Genomic DNA, 22,689 nt, shown 5'->3' on the forward strand with positions numbered 1-22,689 from the left:
GATCGGCAAGGCGTTGTTGCTCGCAAAGGTTGTGTGTTGGATTTTCAAATAAGGCTTTTCTTGTGCCAGCGCGTGCCTTGCGACTCAACAGATCGGTGGACGAAACTATTGCAGTGCGATAACTGGCGGTCAGCAGTTGAGCAGGGAGCTATAAGCGAATGATCGGACTTGTGCTTGTCACCCATGGCAAGCTGGCTGAAGAATTTCATTATGCCGTGGAACATGTCGTTGGTCCGCAGAAATTCATCGAGACAATCTGTATCGGTCCGGAGGACGATATGGATCAGCGCCGCCAGGATATCCTGGATGCTGTGATGCGCGCCGATGATGGGCATGGGGTGATCATCCTGACCGATATGTTCGGGGGAACGCCTTCCAATCTCGCAATTTCGGTGATGAATACCGGGCGGATCGAAGTGATCGCCGGCGTCAATCTGCCTATGCTGATCAAGCTGGCGGGAGTGCGCGGCGAGAACGACATGGAAAAAGCACTCGTCGATGCGTCGGAAGCCGGCCGCAAATACATCAATGTGGCCAGCCGCGTTCTGAGCGGCAAATAGGAACGGCGAGTAAGATGACCTCCTTCACCAGAGACCTGCTGATCGTCAACAAGCGCGGCCTTCATGCCCGGGCGTCAGCCAAATTCGTCCAGACGGTGCAGGGCTTCAATGCCGAAGTCACCGTCAGCAAAGATGGAACCACCGTCGGCGGAACCTCGATCATGGGGCTGATGATGTTAGCGGCGAGCCCCGGCTGCACGATTACCGTCGTTACCTCAGGCGAAGAAGCTGAAAAGGCAATCGACACGCTGGATGCGCTGGTGCGCGACAAGTTTGGCGAGGAAATGTAAACCAAGATCGAACATAAAGATATAAAGACCTCTTTATGTGATTATTGCCTTCCCCGACGTTCCCTGATACACGGATGACACTGGCCTGCCGCAGAATGGCGGGCGGCGCATAGGCCTGGCCATCTTTTCGGATCGGTGCTGGCCTTGCGTTTCAACCCGGTCTGGAGAACGCCATGAGCACTGTACAGGATTACATCGTCGCCGATATCGGCCTTGCGGATTACGGTCGCAAGGAACTGGATATTGCCGAAACCGAAATGCCGGGCCTGATGTCCTGCCGCTCGGAACTTGGCGAAACCAAGCCGCTGAAAGGCGCCCGCATCAGCGGTTCGCTGCACATGACCATTCAGACAGCTGTGCTGATCGAGACCTTGACGGCGCTGGGCGCCGAAGTACGCTGGGCATCCTGCAACATCTTTTCCACCCAGGACCATGCCGCTGCCGCCATCGCTGCATCGGGCGTGCCGGTCTTTGCCGTCAAGGGTGAAAGCCTGACGGAATATTGGGATTATACCGACCGGATCTTCCAATGGACCGATGGTGGCCAGTCGAACATGATCCTCGACGATGGCGGCGACGCTACCATGTATATCCTGCTCGGTGCGCGCGCCGAAGCCGGTGAGAATATTCTAGTCAACCCTTCGTCCGAAGAAGAAGAAATCCTGTTCGCGCAGATCAAGAAGCGCTTAGCAGCAACACCGGGCTTCTTCACCAAACAGCGTGACGCCATCAAGGGTGTGACGGAAGAAACCACCACAGGCGTCAACCGTCTCTACCAGCTCAGCCAGAAGGGCCTGCTGCCGTTCCCGGCGATCAATGTCAACGATTCCGTCACCAAGTCGAAGTTCGACAACAAATACGGCTGCAAGGAATCGCTGGTCGACGGCATTCGCCGCGCCACCGATGTGATGATGGCCGGCAAGGTCGCCGTGGTCTGCGGCTATGGCGATGTCGGCAAGGGCTCGGCTGCCTCGTTGAGCGGCGCTGGCGCCCGCGTCAAGGTGACGGAAGTCGACCCGATCTGCGCTTTGCAGGCCGCTATGGACGGTTTTGAAGTGGTGCGGCTTGAAGATGTCATCAAGACGGCGGATATCTTCATCACCACCACCGGCAACAAGGATGTCATTCGTATCGAGCATATGCGCGAAATGAAGGACATGGCCATTGTTGGCAATATCGGCCATTTCGACAATGAAATTCAGGTTGTTGCGCTGAAGAACCTGAAATGGGTCAATATCAAGCCACAGGTCGACATGATCGAGTTTCCAGGCGGCAAGCGGATGATCCTGCTGTCGGAAGGCCGGTTACTCAACCTCGGCAATGCCACGGGCCATCCGTCCTTCGTGATGAGCGCGTCGTTCACCAACCAGGTTCTGGCCCAGATCGAGCTTTTCACCAAGCCCGACGCCTATAAGAACCAGGTTTACGTTCTGCCGAAACATCTCGATGAAAAGGTCGCACGCCTGCATTTGGAAAAGCTCGGCGTCAGATTGACTGAACTTTCTGACGAACAGGCCTCCTATATTGGTGTCACGCCATCAGGCCCCTTCAAGGCCGACCACTACAGATACTAATCCGTAGCCAGATATACACAAGATATAGAAATCGCAGCCTTGACAAAGGCTGCGATTTCTTTTTTTCTTTGCCCCTTTTTTCAAAATCTTATCCACAGTATTGTTTTAAAACTTGATTCGTGTGCCTCGCAGGTGCGCAGGCAGTGTTTGGTGACCGGATGTTTTTTCCGGTCACGCTGCCTATGACCCCGTGAAGCAAAAAGCCGTTTGCATGACGTCACCCTCGGGTGATGCATTCGGCATGTGCACACGCGAAATGGGGATGTCTTGTCGGAATTGCGGCACAGTGGACGGAGACAGACCGGAAATGACGGTTCAGAAGAAATACCCGTTCCTACGGGGAAGGACGGGCCTACGGGGAAGCGCGGGTAAAACCATGCGCGCCGAATCTGCGTCCTTCGGGGACACAGGACCCAGCGCAGGCGCGGCCAGCGGCATCGCCGGACGTGGCTTCCTGCGTTTATCGCGCTGGTGGCTGCACGGGAGCACGGTTCTTGCTGGTGGGCTCGTGTGCCATTCTGCCCTAGCGCAAACGATTGCCGTGCCGCAGCTGAATGCGGGCGGCATCGGCACGTTTTCATCCACTGAAATGATTGGCCTTTCCCTGGTAATCGGCGCGATTTCCGCGACGCTTCTGTCCACACTCTGGCTGGTGCGTCAGCGCAACAGTATCGAGGCGGATAGCCGGGAGATACGATCGGCCCTGTCGGATGCCAACCAGCGCATTTCCCGTTATCAGGCGCTGATTGCCGACAAGAACCGTCGCATCGTCATCTGGGACGGTGGTGAAACCAAGCCGGAACAGCTGGGCCAATTGCCCGTGGAGACCGGCGCACCGCAGACCGAAGGCGATTTCCTGGCCTTTGGCCGCTGGATGAAGCCCGGTTCGGCCGCCGACCTGGACAATGCCATTGAGAAACTGCGCTTTAACGCCCAGAGCTTCGACCTGATCGTCGAGACCTATCGCGACGAGGTGCTGGAAGTGCAGGGCCGTGTTTCCGGGGGTCGGGCTTTTGCCCGTTTCGTGGCGCTCAATAATCTGCGCGCCGAACTGGCCGAACTGAAGATCGAGAAGACCCGGCTCTCCACCGCCATCGAAACCTTCGAAAGCCTGCTGGAATCCGTCGAACAACCCGTCTGGCAGCGCGATTCCGAGGGTCGTCTTGTCTGGGTCAATCAGGCCTATAGCGATGCCGTTGAAGCGCTGACCCCTGATCAGGCCATACAGGAAGGCCGTGAAATCCTCAACACCATTACCCGGGAAAAGATCCGCGCGACGTTGACGCCGGTTTCGCCCTACCATGATACGGTTTCCACCGTTGTGCATGGAAACCGCACTTTCTTTTCCGTGGTCGATACCAAGACGCCGAAGGGCTCTTGCGGCATGGCCATTGACGTCTCGCGCGAAGAAGCCCTGCGCGAGGAATTGAGCCGCACCCTGAAAAGCCACGCCGAAACACTGGATCATCTGGCAACGCCGGTGGCGATTTTTGACGGCGAGCGGCGGCTGCAATTCTATAATCAGGCTTTCCAGCAGCTCTGGGATCTGGATCTGGCTTTCCTCGAATCCCGTCCCGATCATGCCGAATTGCTGGACCGGCTGCGCAGCGCTGGCAAACTGCCGGAACAGTTGAGCTGGAAGGCATGGAAGGAAAATACCCTTTCCGTCTATCGCTCCATCGATACCCAGACCGTGCTCTGGCACCTGCCCAACGGCCAGACCCTGCGGGTCATCGCCTCTGCCCATCCGCAGGGCGGTGCCACCTGGGTGTTTGAGAACCTGACTGAACAGGTGGATCTCGAAACCCGCTATAATACGCTGGTCCGGGTTCAGGGTGAAACCATCGATCATCTGTCCGAAGGCGTTGCAGTCTTTGGTCCCGATGGCCGAATCCGGCTGTCCAATCCGGCCTTCCGGGCGCTCTGGGGCATTACCGAGACGCAAGCCGCACCTGGCACCCATATCCGCGCCATCGAAGAGGCTTGCGCTCTTTCCTACGAAAAGCCGGATGGCTGGCGCGCCTTCGGCAAGATGATCACCAGTTTCGAGGACGAGCGGCCGTCTAGCCAGGGCACGATTGAGCTGATGTCCGGTCTGGTGCTGGATTACGCGGTCATCCCGCTGCCCAATGCCCAGACGATGCTGACCTTCGTCAACATTACCGATAGCGTTCGGGCGGAACGGGCGCTGCTTGAAAAGAACGAAGCCCTGCGCAAGGCTGACGAGCTGAAGAACGATTTCGTCCAGCATATTTCCTATGAGCTGCGCTCGCCGCTTACCAATATTATCGGCTTTACCGATCTGTTGAAATCGACGGCCATCGGTCCGCTCAATGAACGGCAGGGGGAATATGTCGATCATATCTCCACCTCGTCTGCGGTGCTGCTGACTATCGTCAACGACATTCTCGACCTTGCCACAGTCGATGCCGGTATCATGCGGCTCACCTATTCGGATATCGATCTCACCGACCTTCTGGACGATGTGTCGATGCAGATGACCGACCGGTTACAGGAAGGCGGCGTGACGCTGGAAATCCTTGCTCCTTCGCATCTGGGCGACATTGTCGCCGACCAGCAACGGCTGAAGCAGATCCTGATCAAGATCATCACCAATGCCGTGAATTTCTCGCCGGAAGGCGCCAAGGTCGTGCTGAAATGCTGGCGCGAGGATGCGGACTTCGTATTTTCGGTTTCCGATACCGGATGTGGCATTCCCGAGGACATGCTGCCATCGGTGTTCAAGCGTTTTTCCTCAAATGCCAAGGGCGGCAAGCGCACCGGGGCTGGTCTTGGCCTGTCGATTGTCGAAAGCTTCGTGCATTTGCATAACGGCACCGTCTCGATCAACAGTGTTCCGAACCAAGGCACCACGGTTCTTTGCAGAATTCCGTCCGGTGTGCTTGTCCATTCCGTCGCCGCAGAATGATCGCATCTACAACATCGCTTTCCCAGGCATCGCTTCATGTTTCGCTTGCCGATGAGGCGGCGACGATCCAGTTCGGGGAAGATCTGGCGCTTGCCCTGAAGCCGGGTGACTGCCTTGCCCTGCATGGTGATCTCGGAGCGGGAAAGTCTACCCTTGCAAGAGCATTGCTGCGGGCCTTGGCCGATGACGATGATCTGGAAGTGCCAAGCCCGACTTTCACGCTGGTCCAAAGCTATGAGTTGCGCATTCCCGCTGCTCACTTTGATCTCTACCGGCTGGGTGATGCTTCCGAGCTTGATGAACTGGGTTTCGATGAGGCGTTGGATACCGGCATTTGCCTCGTCGAATGGCCGGAACGGGCTGAAGACCGGCTCCCGAAGACGACAATCGGCCTGCATTACGGTTTCCCCCCGGATGGCGGGCGTCAACTGACCATCAGCGGGCCTGAGGACAGGCTGAGCCGAATCCGGCGGGTGCTCGCTATCCGCACTTTCCTCGATGCCAATGGCATGGCGGGCGCCCGACGCCGCTTCCTGACTGGTGATGCGGACTACCGCGCCTATGAAACGGCAAGGATGGAAGGTCAACCGCAGCGCATCGTGATGGACAGCCCCAAACGACCGGCCACACCGATCATCCGCCTCGGCAAGACCTACCCGGAACTCGTGCATCTGGCACAAGACCATCGGGCTTTTGTGGCTATCGATCAGCTGCTGAAGGATGCGGGGCTTACCGTCCCCAAGATTTATGCCAGTGACTCCGATGGCATTTTACTGATCGAAGATCTCGGTCAGGACGGCATTCTGGATGCACAGGGTCAGCCGGTCGCCGAGCGTTATATGGACGCTGTTGCAGCGCTTGCTTTCCTGCATGGGCAAAATGTTTCACGTGAAATTTCTGTCTCGCCTGACCATATCCACCGCATTCCCGATTTCGACGCGGCGGCCATGGGGTTCGAGACGGAATTGCTGCTCGACTGGTACATGCCTTTTACGCTCTCACGGCAACCAAGTGACGAGGAACGGGAGGCCTATCTTGCTCTCTGGTCGGACATGTTTCGCCAGATCCATGACCGCAACAGTCTGGTCCTGCGCGATGTCCATTCCCCCAATCTCCTTTGGCAGGAACGGAAACAGGGCATCGCCCGCGTCGGCCTGATCGATTTCCAGGATGCGATGATCGGCCCGGCGGCCTATGACGTCGCCTCCCTGATTCAGGATGCCCGTGTCACCATCGAACCGGAGCTGCAAAAGCGGCTGCTCGATCATTATCTGACGCTGCGCCGTGCCGAAGCCGGATTTGATGAAAGCGCCTTTCTTCAAGACTTCGCCATCATGGCTGCTCAGCGCAATTGCAAACTGGTCGGGCTTTGGGTGCGGCTGATGAAACGCGATGGCAAACCCGGCTATGTGCAGCATATGCCCCGAACGCTCGCCTATCTCGCTGGCGCGCTGGAGCATGAGGCGCTCACGCCTTTGAAAGACTGGCTTTCAACACACGGCCTGTTACAGCGCGGTTGAACGTTCATTCTCTGGAACAGTGGTTCTGGTCCTCTCGACAGTGGTTCTCTGGCGGGATTTGCGATAGAGCGTGTCTCGTAAAGATGATGCGTCACACACGAGCGATGCCGCAGATCGCCGACAGATACGAGAGCCATGAAGATTTCTCAAGCCATGGTGCTGGCCGCAGGGCTCGGCACAAGAATGCGTCCCATCACCGAGACCCTGCCGAAGCCTCTGGTGCGGGTGGCGGGCAAGACGCTGGTGGATTATGCGCTGGATCATTTGCAGCAGGCGGGCGTAGAAGCCGCCGTGGTCAACATTCACCATTTTCCAGAGCAGATGCTGGCGCATCTGACTGGGCGCGATCAGCCCCGCATCGTGATTTCCGATGAGCGCGATGGCTTGATGAACAATGGCGGCGGACTGGCTAAAGGCATCAAGCATCTGGCTCCCGGCCCCCTGCTGGTGATGAATGCCGACCTGTTCTGGATCGGTGAGCCGAAGGATCAACCCACCAATCTGCAACGACTGGGGGACGCCTTTGACCCGGCGCAGATGGACATGCTGATGCTCTGCGTCACGCTGGAACAGACCACTGGCCATAATGGCAAAAACGATTTCAATCTCGGTGCCGATGGCCGGTTGACCCGCTACCAGCCCGGCGATCCGAATCCGGTGGTCTATGCCGGGGCCTTGGCCATGGAGCATTCCCTGCTGGACGATGCGCCGGAGGATGCCTTCAATCTCAACATCTATTTCGACCGGGCCATTGCTAAGGGCCGACTGTTCGGCCTGATGCTGGAAGGCCAATGGCTGACGGTTGGTACGCCGGAGGCGATTGAAGAGGCGGAAACGGTGCTGGCCCGCCACCGACAGGACGCTTGAGCTGATGTCCAGCCTGCAAGCCCGCATCTTCACCATTCCCCCGGATCGGCCTTTCCTGCGGCTGATTGCCGAGACGCTATGCGATGGGCGTCTCGCCCCCGGCTTTCGCTATGATCCAGCCGATCCCCTGTCCCTGTCCAAGGTCACGATTCTGGTGCCAACTCGGCGTGCGGTGCGCGTGTTGCGCGCCCAGTTCGTCGAGGTGTTGGGTGGTCAATCCGCCATTCTGCCGATGATCAAGCCCCTGGGTGAAGCCGAGGACGATGCCAGTTATTTCGACGCAGAGACCCCGGCGCTGCTGGCGTTGAACCCGCCGATCAGCAATACGGTGCGGCTTTTGGAACTGGCGCAGTTGATTCTTGCGTGGCGCAACAAGCTGCCGGATATCGTGCTGAGCATTCACACCGAAACCCCGCTTGTCGCTCCGGCCAGCCCGGCCGACGCGGTTTGGCTGGCGCGGGCGCTGGTGGAGCTGATCGATTCGGTGGAAACCGAAGAGCGTGATTGGGCCGATCTCGACAAGCTCGATGCCCGTGATTTTGCCTCCTGGTGGCAGCTAACGCTGGCTTTCCTCGGCATTGCCAGTGCCTATTGGCCAGCCCGGCTGGAAGAGTTGAACCGGTCTTCGCCGGTTCTCCACCGCAACGCCTTGCTGCGCACTGAACGCGACCGTGTTGGTCAACTGTCCGATCCTCATCCGGTAATCGTCGCGGGCTCGACCGGCTCGATCCCTGCCGCGTCCGAGCTGATCGCGGCGGTGGCGCGTCTGCCCCAAGGGGTGATTGTGCTGCCGGGGTTGGACAAGGCCATGCCTGATGATCAGTGGCAAAGCGTTGGCGGGGAACAGCCTCCCGGCATGCCGCCGGAGCCAACCGCCCGCACCCATCCGCAATATGGGCTGCACCGGCTTTTGGGTCGTCTCGGCCTGACACGTGACGACGTTGGCGTGCTGGAAGAGGCAGAACCCGAGCTTGCCGACCGCAGCGAAATTCTCTCCCGGGCGCTGTCGCCTGCCAAGGCGACCGACCAATGGACCGCCTGGCGACAGGCATTCGGGGATAACAGGTTTCAGGCCGCCTTTGCCGATGTGGCGCTGATCGAGGCCGCAAACGAGCGGGAAGAGGCGATTGCCATTGCCATTGCCCTCAGGCTGGCCCTGGAGCGGCCCGGTGCCGATGGCGGCGAGAGCCGCGCCGCGCTGATTACCCCTGACCGAAACCTTGCCCGCCGGGTCGCGTCAGAACTGGCCCGATTCGGCATCGAGGCCGACGATTCGGCGGGTACGCCATTTTCGGCGACGCCGCAGGGCACCTTGCTGGTGTTGGTGCTGGAAGCCGTGTTGCGGCCCGGCGATCCCGTTGCCATCGTCTCCTTGCTCAAGCATCCACTCGCCCGGTTTGGCCTGACCGATGATAGACATCGTGAAGCCGCCGACGCTTTGGAAGCCATTGCGCTGCGCGGCGGCACTGGTGCCATCGATATTGCCGCGCTGGCACCGCTGTTTGATGAACAGGTAGTCGCCCAGTTCGATGACCGCCATCCACCGGCCTGGCGGCGTTCTTTTACCGATCAGACCCGCCAGCAGGCACGGATACTGGCCGAGGCAATCGCAGAGGCGGTGGAGCCGCTTGCCGGTCATGTGGTTGCCAAGCCGGATGGTCACCATTTCACCACCCGTTTGTCTTTGAGGGAATGGGCCGAACGCACCGGTCAGGTGCTGGAAGCTGTGGCCCGCACCGATGAAGGCGATCTTGGCCCCCTTTGGGCCAATGAGGCCGGTGCCGTTTTGGCGCGGCTGCTCAGCGAAATCATGGAAACCGATGGCCAGTTGAGCGCCGATGGTCCGCAATGGATCGAGATTGTTGCAGCATTGACCGCCAGCGAATCGGTCAAGCCGAAATCGCTGCGCCATCCGCGGGTCTTCATTTTCGGTGCGCTGGAATCGCGTCTGCAAAACGTTGATACGATGATCCTCGGTGGGTTGAATGAAGGCTCTTGGCCCGGCACCACCACCAATAATCCATTTTTGTCGCGCAGCATGAAAACCGAAATGGGGCTGGAGCCACCGGAACGGCAGATCGGCCAGCTTGCCCATGATTTCGAAATGGCCAATGGCACCCGCCACCTGATCTATTGCCGCGCCTTGCGGCAGGGGTCGGCCCCAACCGTTGCCTCGCGCTGGCTGCAACGGCTGCTGGCGCTGGGTGGCAAGGATTTTGCTGAGGCCCTGAAAGCCAGAGGTGAGCGTTACCGGCATTTTGCTGACCTGCTCGATAAAGGCGCAGATCAAGCCCCCGCCCAACGGCCACAGCCAAAGCCGCCTGCCGATCTGCACCCGAAAACCTATTCCTTCAGCGAGGTCGGGCGTCTCAGACGCGATCCCTACTCGATCTATGCCCGCCGCATTTTGAAGCTCGATCCGGTTGAACCGTTCAACAGCGATCCCGGCGCCTCCGAACGCGGCACGCTTTACCATGCGATTGTTGAGCAATTCGTGGCGCGTATGCCCGAAAAGCTGGGGCCTGACGCTGAACAGTTGATGAGCGAGATTGCTGATACGCTGTTTGCCGAGGAAAATCTGCCACCGCATATTCACGTCGTCTGGCGCAAGCGCTTCTCCGAGGTTGGCCTCGCCTTCATTGACTGGCAGCGCCAGCGCGATCCAGCCAAACTGGTAACGGAAGCCCGCGCCGGGGTGGAACTCGGCGAGATCGATATCCGGCTTACTGGTATTGCCGACCGGATCGATATCCGGGCCGGTCACGCCGATATCATCGATTACAAGACGGGTCTCAACCCCAGCGTTTCCCAGGCCCGCAGCCTGCTTGACCCGCAATTGGCCTTGGAAGCTGCGGCCCTGACCATGGGGGCCTTCAAGGATGTCGGAAGGCTGAATCCGGATAATTTGATTTATGTCCGGCTGCGGCCCGGCGGGCGCTTCAAGGCCGATCAGGTTAATAACGAGCTGACCGGCAAGGGCGACAAGGCAAAGTCGGCACTGGATCTGGCGCATGAATCCATCGCCCAACTGACGCGCTTCGTTACCCTGCTGCAATCGGGCGAGCGTGGCTATGTCTCGCGGCTGATGCCGGCGATGATGAATGATTTCAGCGGCGACTACGATCATCTGGCGCGTGTGGCCGAATGGTCCACCGCGGAAGCGGCAGAGGAGAGCGGCAGTGATGACTGATCCGGACATGCTGCGCGATGGCGATGACCCCATTGACTGGACCACCCGGCAGCAATCGCTGGCCTCCGACCCGGCCCGGTCCGCCTGGGTCTCGGCCAATGCCGGGTCCGGCAAGACCCATGTGCTGACGCAGCGGGTGATTCGCCTGCTGCTGGCGGGCGCTCGCCCCTCTTCGATTCTTTGCCTGACCTATACCAAGGCGGCGGCCTCTGAAATGTCGAACCGGGTGTTCGACAGGCTTGCCGAATGGGCGACTCTCCCTGATGAGGAGCTTGCCCGGCGCATTGAAACCATCGAGCGCCGACCGCCGGATCGCATGAAGATTGCCGAGGCGCGGCGGCTGTTTGCCCGCGCCCTGGAAACGCCGGGCGGCTTGAAAATCCAGACCATCCATGCGTTTTGCGAGGCGCTGCTGCACCAGTTTCCGCTGGAAGCCAATGTGGCCGGGCATTTTTCGGTGCTGGACGACCGCGCGGCCTCGGTGCTTTTGGCTGATGCCCGTCGCTCGCTTCTGACGGCAACCGCTGCCGAAGACGATGCCAACCTCGCCGAAGCCTTTGCCGAAGTGTTGAGCCTTGGCGATGAATTCGGGCTGGAAAACCTGCTGTCGGATATCGTCGCCAACCGCCATGCGGTGCGCGGTTTTCTGGCCACGGCCCGCCGCAAGGGCGGCGTGGAGACTGCCTTGCGCAATGCCTTGGGCCTTCAGCCTGAAGAAACCGAGATATCGCTGGCCGAGGCCTATTGGCCACTTCCGACCCTCTCCGGTCCGCAGCTTTCCACCTATATTGATCTGGCGCTCACCAAGGGTGGTTCCCTTGTGCAGGGCGTCGCCCTGACGCTGGAGCGCGCCGTGCGCCAGCCTGATTCGCTCGTGCGGGCGCAATTGCTGGAAGAGGCCTTCTATACCGGCTCCGACAAGCCGAAAGCCGACCGTTCGCTGATTGCCGCCGCCATGAACAAGGCGGCACCTTATCTGTCCGATGCCATCTTTGCGGCCCGCGACCATGTGGTGGCCTGCCGCGAGCGCCTGCGGCTGTTTCGATTGTTCAAGGCGACGCGAGCGGCGCTAACGCTGGCCGAGCGGCTGGACCATGATTATGAAGAGCTGAAAAAGCGCAGCAGCCAGCTGGATTTCGAGGACTTGATTGCCCGCACCGCCGAGCTTCTGACCCGCAGCACGGTCGGCCCCTGGGTGCATTACAAGCTGGATCAGGGCATCGACCATATTCTGGTCGATGAGGCGCAGGATACCAGCCCGGTACAATGGTCGGTGATCCGCTCGCTGCGAGAGGATTTTTTCTCCGGCCTGAGCGCCCGTCCGGTGCGCCGCACCTTCTTTGCTGTTGGCGATGAGAAACAATCGATCTACTCGTTCCAAGGCGCAAAGCCGGAACGGTTTTCACAGGAAGCCCGCGAGACCGAGCAGGAAGTGGCGCGTGGCGGCGAAAGCTTCAGCGCGGTGCGCCTGCCGCTATCCTTCCGCTCCACCAATGCGGTGTTGTCTGCCGTCGATCAGGTGTTTTCGGTCACCGAGAATGCCAGGGGCCTTTCGGCGGTTGCGGAACCAGTGGTGCATATGTCGAGCCGCATCGGCCATCCCGGCGCGGTTGAAGTCTGGGAAATGATCGCGCCGGAAGGCAGCGAAAGTGAAGAGGACTGGACTGCGCCCTTCGATGCAACGCCGGAAAATGCACCGTCTGCCATGCTGGCCCGACGGATCGCCCAGCGGATCGAGATCATGCTGGCCCGCGAGACCATCGTGGAAAAGGGTGTGGAACGGTCTATAGCAGCAGGCGACATCCTCATTCTGGTGCGCAAGCGCGGCGCTTTCGTCAATGCGCTGACGCGAGCCTTGAAGCGGCGCAGCAATATTCCGGTGGCCGGGGCCGACCGGTTGCGGCTGACCGGGCATATTGCCGTGCAGGATCTGCTGGCGCTGGGGCGATTCGTGCTGCTCACCGCCGATGACCTGTCGCTGGCGGCGCTGCTGAAAAGTCCATTGTTCAACCTGAGCGAAGACGATGTGTTTGAAGTGGCGGCGCGGCGCGGCGAAATCTCTGTCTATGCCGAGATCGCCCGGCTGGCGGAGGCCGGGTCGGAAAAATGGCAGGCGGCCCTTGCCCGTTTGCACCGCTATCTGGCCTTGGCGCGGGATCTTCTGCCGCATGATTTCTATGGTCGGGTGCTTGGTCCCCTGGGAGGCCGACGCGACTTTCTGGCTCGGCTTGGCAGCGAGGTCAGCGACATCATCGATGAGTTTCTGACCTTTACCCTGTCCCATGAACAGGCGGGCCTGCCGGGCCTGCAATCCTTCATCACCACGCTGGAGCAGGAAGCGCCTGAGGTAAAGCGCGAACAGGACAAGGAGCGCAGCGAGGTGCGCATCATGACCGTTCATGCCTCCAAGGGGCTGGAAGCGCCTATCGTGTTTCTGGTCGATGATGGCTCCAAAGCCTTCAACCATACGCATCTGCCAAAATTCCGGATGATCGACACCGAGGCGCAGCCCCCGGAATGCCCGGTCTGGGTGCCGGTGAAGGCGGTTGATAATCCTTTGACCGCGCAGGACGTGGCAAAGCGAAAACAGGCGATTGAGGAGGAGTATCGACGCCTGCTCTATGTCGGCATGACGCGGGCTGCTGACCGGCTGGTGGTCTGTGGCTATCGCGGCAAGCAGGTGCAGACCGAAATCTGGCACCAGATGGTCTGGTCTGCGCTGGAATTGGACACGGAGCGGTGCCGTCAGCAGCGCTTTGGCGGACCAGAGGGTGACTGGACAGGGTTGCTCTGGGAAAATGCCGTCGTTCCGGGCCGATTCGAGCGCCAGGAAAAACGCCGGGAAAAACCGGAGCTGGAAGCCTTGCCGGAGGCGTTGCTGCGCCCAGCGCCGCCACCGCCACGCCTGCCACGACCTTTGAGCCCGTCCGGGGCCGGGATCGAGGTAAATGAAGAGGACGGCGACCTGATGCTGCGCTCCCCGTTGTTCAGCAAGGGTGAAGATGCAGGTCTTGCCCTGCAAAAGGGCCGATTGGTGCACCGGATGCTGCAAATGTTGCCGGGTCTGCCTACCGAGGAACGGATGGCCGCCGCCCGCCGTTATGGCGAGCGCGCCGCCCGGTTCTGGCCCGCCCATGAGCGCGACCGCTTGGTGGATAGTGTTTTGGCTATTCTTGACCATCCTGCCTTGAGCGAGGTGTTTTCCAGCCACGCGCAGACGGAATTTTCGCTGATGGGCACCATCCGGCTTGGCGCTGAACAGCGCGCCGTCTCGGCGCGGGTGGACCGGATGGCTGTCACGGACGAGAAAGTGATTCTGCTGGATTACAAGACCAACCGGCAGCCGCCGCGTCAGGAAAGTGAAGTGCCACTGTCCCATTCGGCCCAGCTTGCCATCTACCGCGAATTGCTGAAGCCGCTCTATCCGGGAAAAGTGATCGATTGCCTGCTGGTCTATACCGAAGGGCCGCATGTGGTGGCGCTGACGGAGGCGGGGTTGCACGGCGCATTACAGGAGCTTCAGACTTTTCAAAACACCTGAACGATTGTGCCGATTTTCACGTCTTGCACGATGCGTTCAGGCGCAACAAAAGGCTGATTTCCTATTTTGCCCAAATTAGCATCGATATTTCAGATTTATGCCCGGTTGACAGTCAATCAAGAACGGGGATGGTAGCGTGGGCGGCGAAAGCGGCTGGAGGCAGGGCTAGATGGCGTCGGCGCATACTGCACCGCGAACAGGCTTTGCCCCTTGAAGAATGGATGACCGCAGGAGGTTGAAATGGCGCGTTTTGAACAGTTTGGTCTGGCTATCGAGCAGGATCTCTATGATTTTCTGGTGAGCAAGGCCTTGCCGGGGACAGGCGTGGAGCCAGAGGCCTTCTTCCAGCACTTCTCTAGCCTCGTGCATGAGCTTGCGCCGAAGAATCGCGCCCTGCTGGCCAAGCGCGATGCCTTTCAGGTGCAGCTGGACAGCTGGTACAAGCAAAACGGCGCTCCTTCGGATCTTGCGGCTTACGAAGCTTTCCTGCGCGATATCGGCTATCTCCTGCCGGAAGGACCGGATTTTTCCGTGACGACCAGCAATGTCGATGCGGAAATCGCTTCGATTGCCGGGCCGCAGCTTGTCGTGCCTGTGATGAATGCCCGTTATGCCCTGAACGCCGCCAATGCGCGCTGGGGTTCGCTTTACGACGCACTCTACGGCACGGATGCGATCTCCGAGGCTGACGGTGCCGAAAAGGGCAGGGGGTATAATCCCAAACGCGGTGAAAAGGTCATTGCCTGGGCGCGGGCGTTCCTGGATCAATCCGTGCCACTGGCGGGTGGCCGCTGGGCAGATGTGGCTGGGCTTGCGCTTGCCGATGGCTATCTCGATGTGACGCTGACCTCCGGCGACGCGACCGGGTTGATGGACCCTTCGCAATTGGCGGGAACGTTAAGCGAGGACGGCAGCGTGACGTCCTATCTTCTGCGCCGAAACGGCCTGCATGTGGAAATCTGTATTGACGCCCAAGGTGCGATTGGCGCTGCCGATAAGGCGCATATCAACGATATCAGGCTGGAATCGGCGATTACCGCCATCATGGACTGCGAGGATTCGGTTGCCGCCGTCGATGCGGAGGACAAGATCCTGGCCTATTCCAATTGGCTCGGCTTGATGAAGGGCGATCTGGAGGAAGTGGTTACCAAGGGCGATCATGTCTTTACCCGTACGCTCAATCCCGATCTTGAATTCACCGATCCGCAGGGCAAGCCCTTTACCGTCGCGTGCCGGTCGCTGATGTTGATTCGCAATGTCGGGCATCTGATGACCAATCCGGCCATTCTGGATCGCGATGGTGCCGAGGTGCCGGAAGGCATTATGGATGCGATGGTGACCGCGCTGATCGCGCTGCATGATATCGGGCCGAACGGCCGTCGCCAGAACTCCCGCGCCGGTTCGATGTATGTCGTCAAGCCGAAGATGCATGGGCCGGAAGAGGTGGCCTTTGCCGTCGAAATCTTCACCCGTGTCGAACAGGCGCTGGGCATGGAACCCAATACGATCAAAATGGGCATTATGGATGAGGAACGCCGCACGACGGTTAACCTCAAGGAATGCATTCGCGCCGCCAAGGATCGGGTGGTGTTCATCAATACCGGCTTCCTTGACCGCACCGGCGACGAAATCCATACGTCGATGGAGGCCGGGCCGATGATCCGCAAGGGTGACATGAAACAGGCGGCCTGGATTGCGGCTTATGAAAACTGGAACGTCGATATCGGTCTGCAATGCGGCCTGTCCGGCCGTGCGCAGATCGGCAAGGGCATGTGGGCCATGCCGGACCTGATGGCGGCGATGCTGGAACAGAAGATCGCCCATCCGAAAGCCGGCGCCAATACCGCCTGGGTTCCATCGCCGACGGCGGCAACATTGCATGCCACCCATTATCATCAGGTGGATGTCGCGGGCGTCCAGGCCGGGTTGAAAAGCCGGACACGGGCCAAGCTCTCCGATATTCTGTCGGTGCCGGTGGCCTCGCGCCCCAATTGGACGCCGGAAGAAATTCAGCGCGAGCTGGATAACAATGCCCAGGGCATCCTCGGTTATGTGGTGCGCTGGGTCGATCAGGGCGTCGGTTGCTCCAAGGTGCCGGACATCAACAATGTCGGCTTGATGGAAGACCGTGCGACCCTGCGCATTTCCGCCCAGCACATGGCCAATTGGCTGCATCACGGCGTTGTCACCGAGGCTCAGGTTGTCGAAACGTTGAAACGGATGGCAGCCATCGTCGATAAGCAGAATGCTGATGATTCGGCCTATCGCCCCATGGCTACCGATTTCGACAGTTCCATCGCTTTCCAGGCGGCACTTGATCTGGTGTTGAAGGGCAGGGAACAGCCGAACGGCTATACCGAACCGGTTCTGCACCGTCGCCGGCTTGAGTTGAAGGCCACAGCAATTCCAGCAAAAGTGTGAAGCGGTTTTGCGTCCGGAATTGCGCCAGCAAGAAGCCAATTCCAGCAAAAGTGTGAAGCGGTTTTGGCGGTATAGACCTTAGCCAATGATTTTCACGTGAAACAAAAAGCCGCCGGATCGCTCCGGCGGCTTTTTGATGAAGGCTATCGATTGGCTGAAATCAGGACTGCTGAACGATGACCTTGGTGGCCTTGCCCGGCAGGACGCGGCTGTAGAGGTCGATGACATCCTGGTTGATCATGCGGATGCAGCCCGAAGAGGCGGCGGTGCCGATCGAAGCCCATTCCGGTGAACCGTGGATGCGGAACAGCGTATCCTGGCCCTTTTCGTTGAACAGATACATGGCGCGGGCGCCAAGCGGATTGCTGATGCTGGGGCCCATGCCGCCTTCGACATATTTGGCCACTTCCGGCTTGCGCACGGCCATTTCCTTCGGCGGATGCCAGGTTGGCCATTCCTGTTTCCAGGCGACATAGGCCTGACCCTGCCAGGCGAAGCCGTCCTTGCCGACGCCGATGCCGTAGCGGATCGCCTTGCCATTCGGCAGAACGTAATACAGGAAGCGTTCCTTGGTGTTGACGATGATCGTACCGGGCCGCTCTGTCGTGTCGAAAGCAATGATCTGGCGGCGGAACTTCGGATTGACCTTTTGGATCGGAATACCAGGCAGCGCATAGCCGGCATCCGTAACAGGACCATAGGAATCATCGAAGATCTGTGCTGTTTCGACCGAGGCGGGGGCGACAACAGGTGCGGCCTCAGCGGTCTTTTTGCTGTCGGCTTCCGACGTGGTGGAGCAGCCAGTGATGGCGAGGGTGGAGAATAGACCGAGCACGGTCAGTGCATTGCGGATTCGCATGGGAGGCTCATCGACTTTCGGGCGGGAAATGATCTGTGTTACCAGCTTTGATAGTGGTATATTTTTGATTACAGTGGAGTTTGCAAGGGAACAGAAGACCCATGCCGTCTCTGGCCTCGCAAATTGCTGAAGACTGGCTTTTTTGCAACAGACTTGAGGCTGGCAAAGAGAAGATTATGACGATTCTTAGTATTTCCGTTAAGAATACATTAATCGACGGACGGCAGTCGGAGCGGGCCTTAATGATTCGCCGTGGCACGCAATTGCTCCTCGACCAGATGCGCCATGCCGTGCTGCCGGAGCTTTCGCTGGCCAGCGGCCGCCGGGCCGACTTGATCAGCGTCTCGGATAAGGGTGAAATCTGGATTACCGAGATCAAATCCTCGATCGAGGATTTCCGGGTCGACCGCAAATGGCCAGACTATCGCCAGCATTGCGACCGGCTGTTTTTCGCCACGCTGCCCGATGTACCGCAGGAGATTTTTCCATTGGATTGCGGCCTGATCGTTTCAGACGGCTATGGCGCGCATCTGTTGCGCGATGCGCCGGAACACAGGCTTGCCCCCGCCACCCGCAAATCCGTTATGCTGGCCTTTTCGCGTGCGGCGGCCCAGCGGTTGATGCGGGCCGAATGGGATGCCGCCCCGCAATTTCTGCCCTGATGATTTCGGCGCATGCTTGTTACTTAGGTGCGCGCTTGGCCAGAATGCGTTGCAGGGTGCGGCGGTGCATGTTCAGCCGCCTTGCAGTTTCCGAGACATTGCGCTCGCAGGCCTCATAGACCCGCTGGATGTGTTCCCAGCGCACCCGGTCGGCAGACATCGGATTTTCCGGCACATCGGCCTTTTCCCCTGGACGCTGGGTCAGGGCGTTGAAGACATCGTCGGCATCGGCAGGTTTCGACAGATAATCCACCGCGCCCAGTTTGACGGCGGTGACGGCGGTGGCAATATTGCCGTAGCCGGTCAGCACGATAATCCGCGTGTCGGTTCGGCTTTCGCGAATGGCCTGGATCACATCAAGACCATTGCCATCGCCAAGCCGCAGGTCGACCACGGCATATTTCGGTGCTGCGGTCTTGGCCTTGGCAATGCCTTCGGCCACGGAGGAGGCAATATCCACTTTAAAGCCGCGGGTTTCCATGGCGCGGGCCAGCCGTCGCAGAAAGGGCTGGTCGTCATCGACTATCAACAAGGTGGCGTCCGGGCCGAGATCGGCAGCGCCGTCTTCGTGGGTGATCGGCATATCCTGGGTCATGTTCTCTTAATCCCTAGAGCATTTCCAGGAAAAGTGGAAACCGGTTTTCCGTCCGGAAATGCGTAAAAACGACGAGCTAGAGCGTTGCTGCGATTCCATGAAGAGCAGAGACACTCTAGTGTCTGCAGCGTTATTGCGCACTCGCCTCTGTCGGTAAAGTCACTTTGTCGGTGTTTCCATTTCCCGGCGCGGCCAGCGCACTGTTACCCGTGCCCCCGGGTTGGAAACGCCCCGGTTTTCAAAGGTCAGGACAGCCCCGGAACGTTCCAGCAAGGTCTTGGCAATGAACAGGCCCAGCCCAAGCCCGCCCGCCCGCGCATCGCTTTTGCGGCTGGTGACATAAGGCTCGCCGATTCTCAGCAGGATATCGGGCGCAAAGCCTTCTCCATCGTCCTCGATCATGATCGTCACATGACGGTTGTCATGCTCTACCGTGATGGTGACCTGATCCCGAGCATAGTCCAGGGCGTTCTCGATCAGGTTGCCAAGTCCGTAGAGAATGCCGGGATTGCGGTTACCCACCGGCTCGCTGGTGCGGTCCGAAACCTCAACTACCGTCAGCTTGATGCCGAAGTCCCGGTGAGGCGCGATCACTTCCTCAATCAAGGAAGAGAGCGGCAATTGCCGCATATGCGCCTCATCCTCGGCGGACAGGGTGGTCAACCGTTTGAGAATGTCGCGGCAACGTTCGCTCTGGCTGCGCAGCAACTGGACATCCTCGCCAAACCGGGGGTCTTTACCCAATTCCCGTTCCATTTCCTTGGCAACGACGCTGATCGTCGCCAGAGGCGTCCCCAATTCATGGGCCGCTGCCGCCGCCAGTCCATCCAGCTGGGAAAGATGCTTTTCCTTTTGCAGCACCAATTCGGTTGCCGCCAGCGCATCGGCCAGAAGATTGGCTTCCTTGGATACGCGATAGGCATAGAAAGCAGCAAAGGCGGTCATCGACACAATCGAGCACCAGATTGCCGTAAGCATCACAGGGCCGCCGCGATCGATATAGTCGGCATACCAGGGCAGAGGAAAAGGCGTGAAAGCCTGCACCGAAATGCAGACCATCGCCAGGCCCAGCAAGGCCATGGAATGGCGCAGCGGCTGGGAGGCAAAAACCACGATGACCGGTACGCAGATCAGCGGCGCGAAGGGATTGGCCAGTCCACCGGTGATGAACAGCAGCGCACCCATCTGGCAGAGATCCAGCGCCAGAATCGCCAAGGTCCAGATCGGTTCCAGCCTCTGGGTGGACGGAAAGGCCAGTTGCAGCAGGAAATTCACCACTGCCAAGGCACCGATCAAGATGGCGGCGGCCAGTACCGGCATTGGAAATTGCAGAACCAGCGCGACAATTGCCAGGGTGATGGTCTGCCCTGCAACCGCCAGCCAGCGAAGCCGAACCAGCGTTTCAAGCCGCAATCTGCGGCTGGATGTACCAAAATGCATGCGAATATCCGTCTTTGCGCTCATTCACGTTTCCCCCCGCCCGTCCTCCTTCGGGCAAGGTCTATGTACCACGCGGTTTGGCCCGTGTCGTGGGGGCAGCAGCCGCAGGGTCGTCCGGCCAGGGATGGCGGGGATAGCGCCCGCGCATGTCGGCACGCACGTCACTCCACGATCCGGCCCAGAAACCGGGCAGGTCGCGGGTGGTCTGGATTGGCCGATGCGCTGGCGACGTCAGTTCCAGCAGCAGCGGCAACCGTCCGCCGCCAATCGCCGGATGGGTTTTCAGGCCAAACAGCTCCTGAACGCGGATCGTCAGCTTCGGCTCGTCGCCGTCATACTGGATCGGATGGCTCATGCCGGTCGGCGCGGTAAAATGGGTCGGCGCCATCCGGTCCAGATCACGCTGCGCCTCGTAAGGCACCAGCGCCTTCAGCCCGTCGATGATGCCGCCCATGGAAATATCGGCAAGGCTGCGCACACCGGTCTGGAAGGGAATGAACCAGTCCTCAAGCCGATCCAGCAGGGCCTCGTCATGCATATCCGGCCAGGGTGCTCCGAGCGTGCGATGCAGAAAACCGATGCGCTGGCGCAATTGCTCGGCATTCTTGCTGAAATTCAGGCGTTCGAGGCCCAATTGCCGCAAACCCTCAGCCAGTGCCCTGGTGGCGCCTTCGCCACTGGGCCGCCCTAGCGGTGTTTCCTCCAGAATGATCGCACCGATCCGCTTGACCCGCCGCGCCCGGACCTGGCCGCTTGGCGGGTCGAAAAAGCTCTCATCGCCCTGAATGATTGCCGCTGGCAGGCTCTCTTCTATATCGGAAAGGCGGATTTCCGCCGCGCTGAGGATTCGCCCCTGCGCTGCCCGCCCGGTCAGATCGGCAATGACAAGCATATCGCTTGCCGCCAGTCGTTCGGTTTGCGCCAGTTCCGCGCCGCGCCCATTTGCCATGACATATCGCCCGGGTGCGCCCCGTTTCAGCGCGATCCGGTCTGGATAGGCATGTAAAAGCAGCATTCCGGCCAGGGCCGGGGTGGCGGCAGCCTGATGTTTCGGCAGGTCTTTCGTCAACCGATCCGCCAGCTTGCGCGCTGCACCGGCTCGCTCGCCACGGTCCGACCGAAACCGGCGCAGGCGTTCTTCCAGATCGATATCCGTTCCACCCAATCCTTGTTCGGTCAGTAGAACGGCGATTTCGCTGGCTGTTTTGGCCTGTCCCTCTTCTGCGGCGGCAATCACCATGGCGGCAAGCCGCGGCGGCAGGCCAAGGCCGCGCATGATCTTGCCTTTGGCCGTCAAGTGTCCCTGATCATCCAGGGCGCTAAGAGCCAGCAGCAGGTTTCGCGCCTCCTTCAAGGCGGCGGCGGGCGGTTGATCGATAAAGGATAAGGCGGAAGCATCGGTCACGCCCCAATGGGCCATGTCCATCACCAGACCGGATAGATCGCTGGCGAGAATTTCCGGCGGGGTAAAGGCTGGCATCGCCGCCGTTTGACCCGCATGCCAGAGCCGGATGGCGATACCCGGCTCGGTTCGTCCGGCTCGCCCGGCCCGCTGATCGGCGGACGCCCGCGAAACACGGGTGGTTTCCAGTCGCGTGATACCGGTTGAGGGTTCATAGACTGGCAGGCGTTGCAGCCCGCTGTCGATGACGATCCGCACCCCATCGATGGTGATCGAAGTTTCGGCAATCGATGTGGCCAGAACCACTTTGCGGGTTCCGGGGGCGGCGGGTTTGATGGCCTGATCCTGCTCGCCCTGCGAAAGATTGCCGTAAAGCGGCGCAATCAAAGTTGCGGTTGGCACCCGGCCCTCCAGCCGCTCCGCCACGCGGCGGATCTCGGCCTGTCCGGGCAGAAAGGCCAGGATCGACCCGCTTTCATGGGCATGGGCATCGAGAATAGCGCTGGTGACGCTGTCTTCGATCCGCTCGGTGCCGGGCCGGTCGCGGTGACGGATATCGATGGGAAAGCTGCGCCCCGCACTTTCCAGCACCGGTGGGTCCTGCATCAGGCCTGCCACCCGCTGCACATCCAGCGTCGCCGACATGACGATCAGCCGCAAATCGTCGCGCAGGGCCGATTGGCAATCCAATGCCAGCGCGAGACCGAAATCCGCATCCAGTGACCGTTCGTGAAATTCGTCAAACAGCACGGCGGCAATGCCTGACAGTTCGGGATCCTCCAGAATCATCCGGGCAAATACGCCCTCCGTGACCACTTCAATCCGTGTCTTGGCAGAGA

General features: G+C 59.8%; 14 protein-coding genes (1 of these 14 only partly in view). 10 read left to right on the top strand and 4 right to left on the bottom strand.

Annotated features, from left to right (window positions below):
* Positions 1–158 precede the first annotated feature (158 nt).
* The 9 genes from FS819_RS16205 to FS819_RS16245 all read left to right on the top strand — a co-directional run bounded on the left by FS819_RS16205 (position 159) and on the right by FS819_RS16245 (position 16,892).
* The gene (locus FS819_RS16205; RefSeq protein ID WP_012654538.1) at positions 159–560 is read left to right on the top strand and encodes a PTS sugar transporter subunit IIA; all 402 of its coding nucleotides are present in this window, start codon (positions 159–161) and stop codon (positions 558–560) included.
* A gap of 14 nt (positions 561–574) precedes the next feature.
* A complete protein-coding gene (locus tag FS819_RS16210; protein WP_012654539.1) occupies positions 575–850 on the top strand; it encodes an HPr family phosphocarrier protein in 276 nt (91 codons plus the stop codon).
* A gap of 173 nt (positions 851–1,023) precedes the next feature.
* Entirely contained in the window at positions 1,024–2,424 is a 1,401-nt protein-coding gene (gene ahcY, locus FS819_RS16215) for an adenosylhomocysteinase (RefSeq protein ID WP_156548175.1), read from the top strand.
* Between the two features lie 376 nt (positions 2,425–2,800).
* Positions 2,801–5,353 (top strand): sensor histidine kinase, encoded by a 2,553-nt coding sequence (locus tag FS819_RS16220; protein WP_409050051.1) that lies wholly within the window; start codon positions 2,801–2,803, stop codon positions 5,351–5,353.
* Positions 5,350–6,873, top strand: coding sequence for a tRNA (adenosine(37)-N6)-threonylcarbamoyltransferase complex ATPase subunit type 1 TsaE (gene tsaE / locus FS819_RS16225; protein ID WP_156548177.1), 1,524 nt, complete (start codon positions 5,350–5,352; stop codon positions 6,871–6,873). Before FS819_RS16220 ends, tsaE begins: the two co-directional genes overlap by 4 nt.
* Positions 6,874–7,008: 135 nt before the next feature.
* Positions 7,009–7,740 carry a nucleotidyltransferase family protein gene (locus FS819_RS16230; protein ID WP_156548178.1) on the top strand — a complete coding sequence of 244 codons (732 nt, stop codon included), beginning with the start codon at positions 7,009–7,011 and terminating at the stop codon, positions 7,738–7,740.
* Between the two features lie 4 nt (positions 7,741–7,744).
* A complete protein-coding gene (gene addB, locus FS819_RS16235; protein ID WP_156548179.1) occupies positions 7,745–10,930 on the top strand; it encodes a double-strand break repair protein AddB in 3,186 nt (1,061 codons plus the stop codon).
* On the top strand, positions 10,923–14,471 hold the full coding sequence (addA, locus tag FS819_RS16240) for a double-strand break repair helicase AddA (RefSeq protein ID WP_156548180.1): 3,549 nt from the start codon (positions 10,923–10,925) through the stop codon (positions 14,469–14,471). Before addB ends, addA begins: the two co-directional genes overlap by 8 nt.
* A 240-nt stretch (positions 14,472–14,711) precedes the next feature.
* Entirely contained in the window at positions 14,712–16,892 is a 2,181-nt protein-coding gene (locus FS819_RS16245) for a malate synthase G (RefSeq protein WP_156629817.1), read from the top strand.
* Positions 16,893–17,052: 160 nt separating this feature from the next.
* Here FS819_RS16245 and FS819_RS16250 read toward each other — a convergent pair whose 3' ends face one another.
* Positions 17,053–17,751 carry a L,D-transpeptidase gene (locus FS819_RS16250; protein ID WP_070165174.1) on the bottom strand — a complete coding sequence of 233 codons (699 nt, stop codon included), beginning with the start codon at positions 17,749–17,751 and terminating at the stop codon, positions 17,053–17,055.
* A gap of 176 nt (positions 17,752–17,927) precedes the next feature.
* Between FS819_RS16250 and FS819_RS16255 the strand changes: the two genes are divergently transcribed.
* The gene (locus tag FS819_RS16255) at positions 17,928–18,413 is read left to right on the top strand and encodes an MmcB family DNA repair protein (protein ID WP_156548182.1); all 486 of its coding nucleotides are present in this window, start codon (positions 17,928–17,930) and stop codon (positions 18,411–18,413) included.
* 19 nt (positions 18,414–18,432) lie between these two features.
* Here FS819_RS16255 and FS819_RS16260 read toward each other — a convergent pair whose 3' ends face one another.
* From FS819_RS16260 to hrpB, 3 genes are all read right to left on the bottom strand, one after another.
* Positions 18,433–19,008 (bottom strand): ActR/PrrA/RegA family redox response regulator transcription factor, encoded by a 576-nt coding sequence (locus FS819_RS16260; RefSeq protein ID WP_156548183.1) that lies wholly within the window; start codon positions 19,006–19,008, stop codon positions 18,433–18,435.
* Positions 19,009–19,167: 159 nt separating this feature from the next.
* Entirely contained in the window at positions 19,168–20,472 is a 1,305-nt protein-coding gene (locus tag FS819_RS16265) for an ActS/PrrB/RegB family redox-sensitive histidine kinase (RefSeq protein ID WP_156548184.1), read from the bottom strand.
* 37 nt (positions 20,473–20,509) lie between these two features.
* Positions 20,510–22,689, bottom strand: partial view of an ATP-dependent helicase HrpB gene (gene hrpB, locus FS819_RS16270; RefSeq protein ID WP_156548185.1) — the 3' portion only. Its footprint extends 283 nt past the window's final position; 2,180 of the gene's 2,463 nt are visible here — the last part of the coding sequence; its start codon lies beyond the right edge, outside the window — the gene reads right to left on this strand; it ends in the stop codon at positions 20,510–20,512.

The organism is Allorhizobium sp. Av2 (genome assembly GCF_021462805.2).
In the GTDB taxonomy this organism is placed as follows: Bacteria; Pseudomonadota; Alphaproteobacteria; order Rhizobiales; family Rhizobiaceae; genus Allorhizobium; species Allorhizobium vitis_G.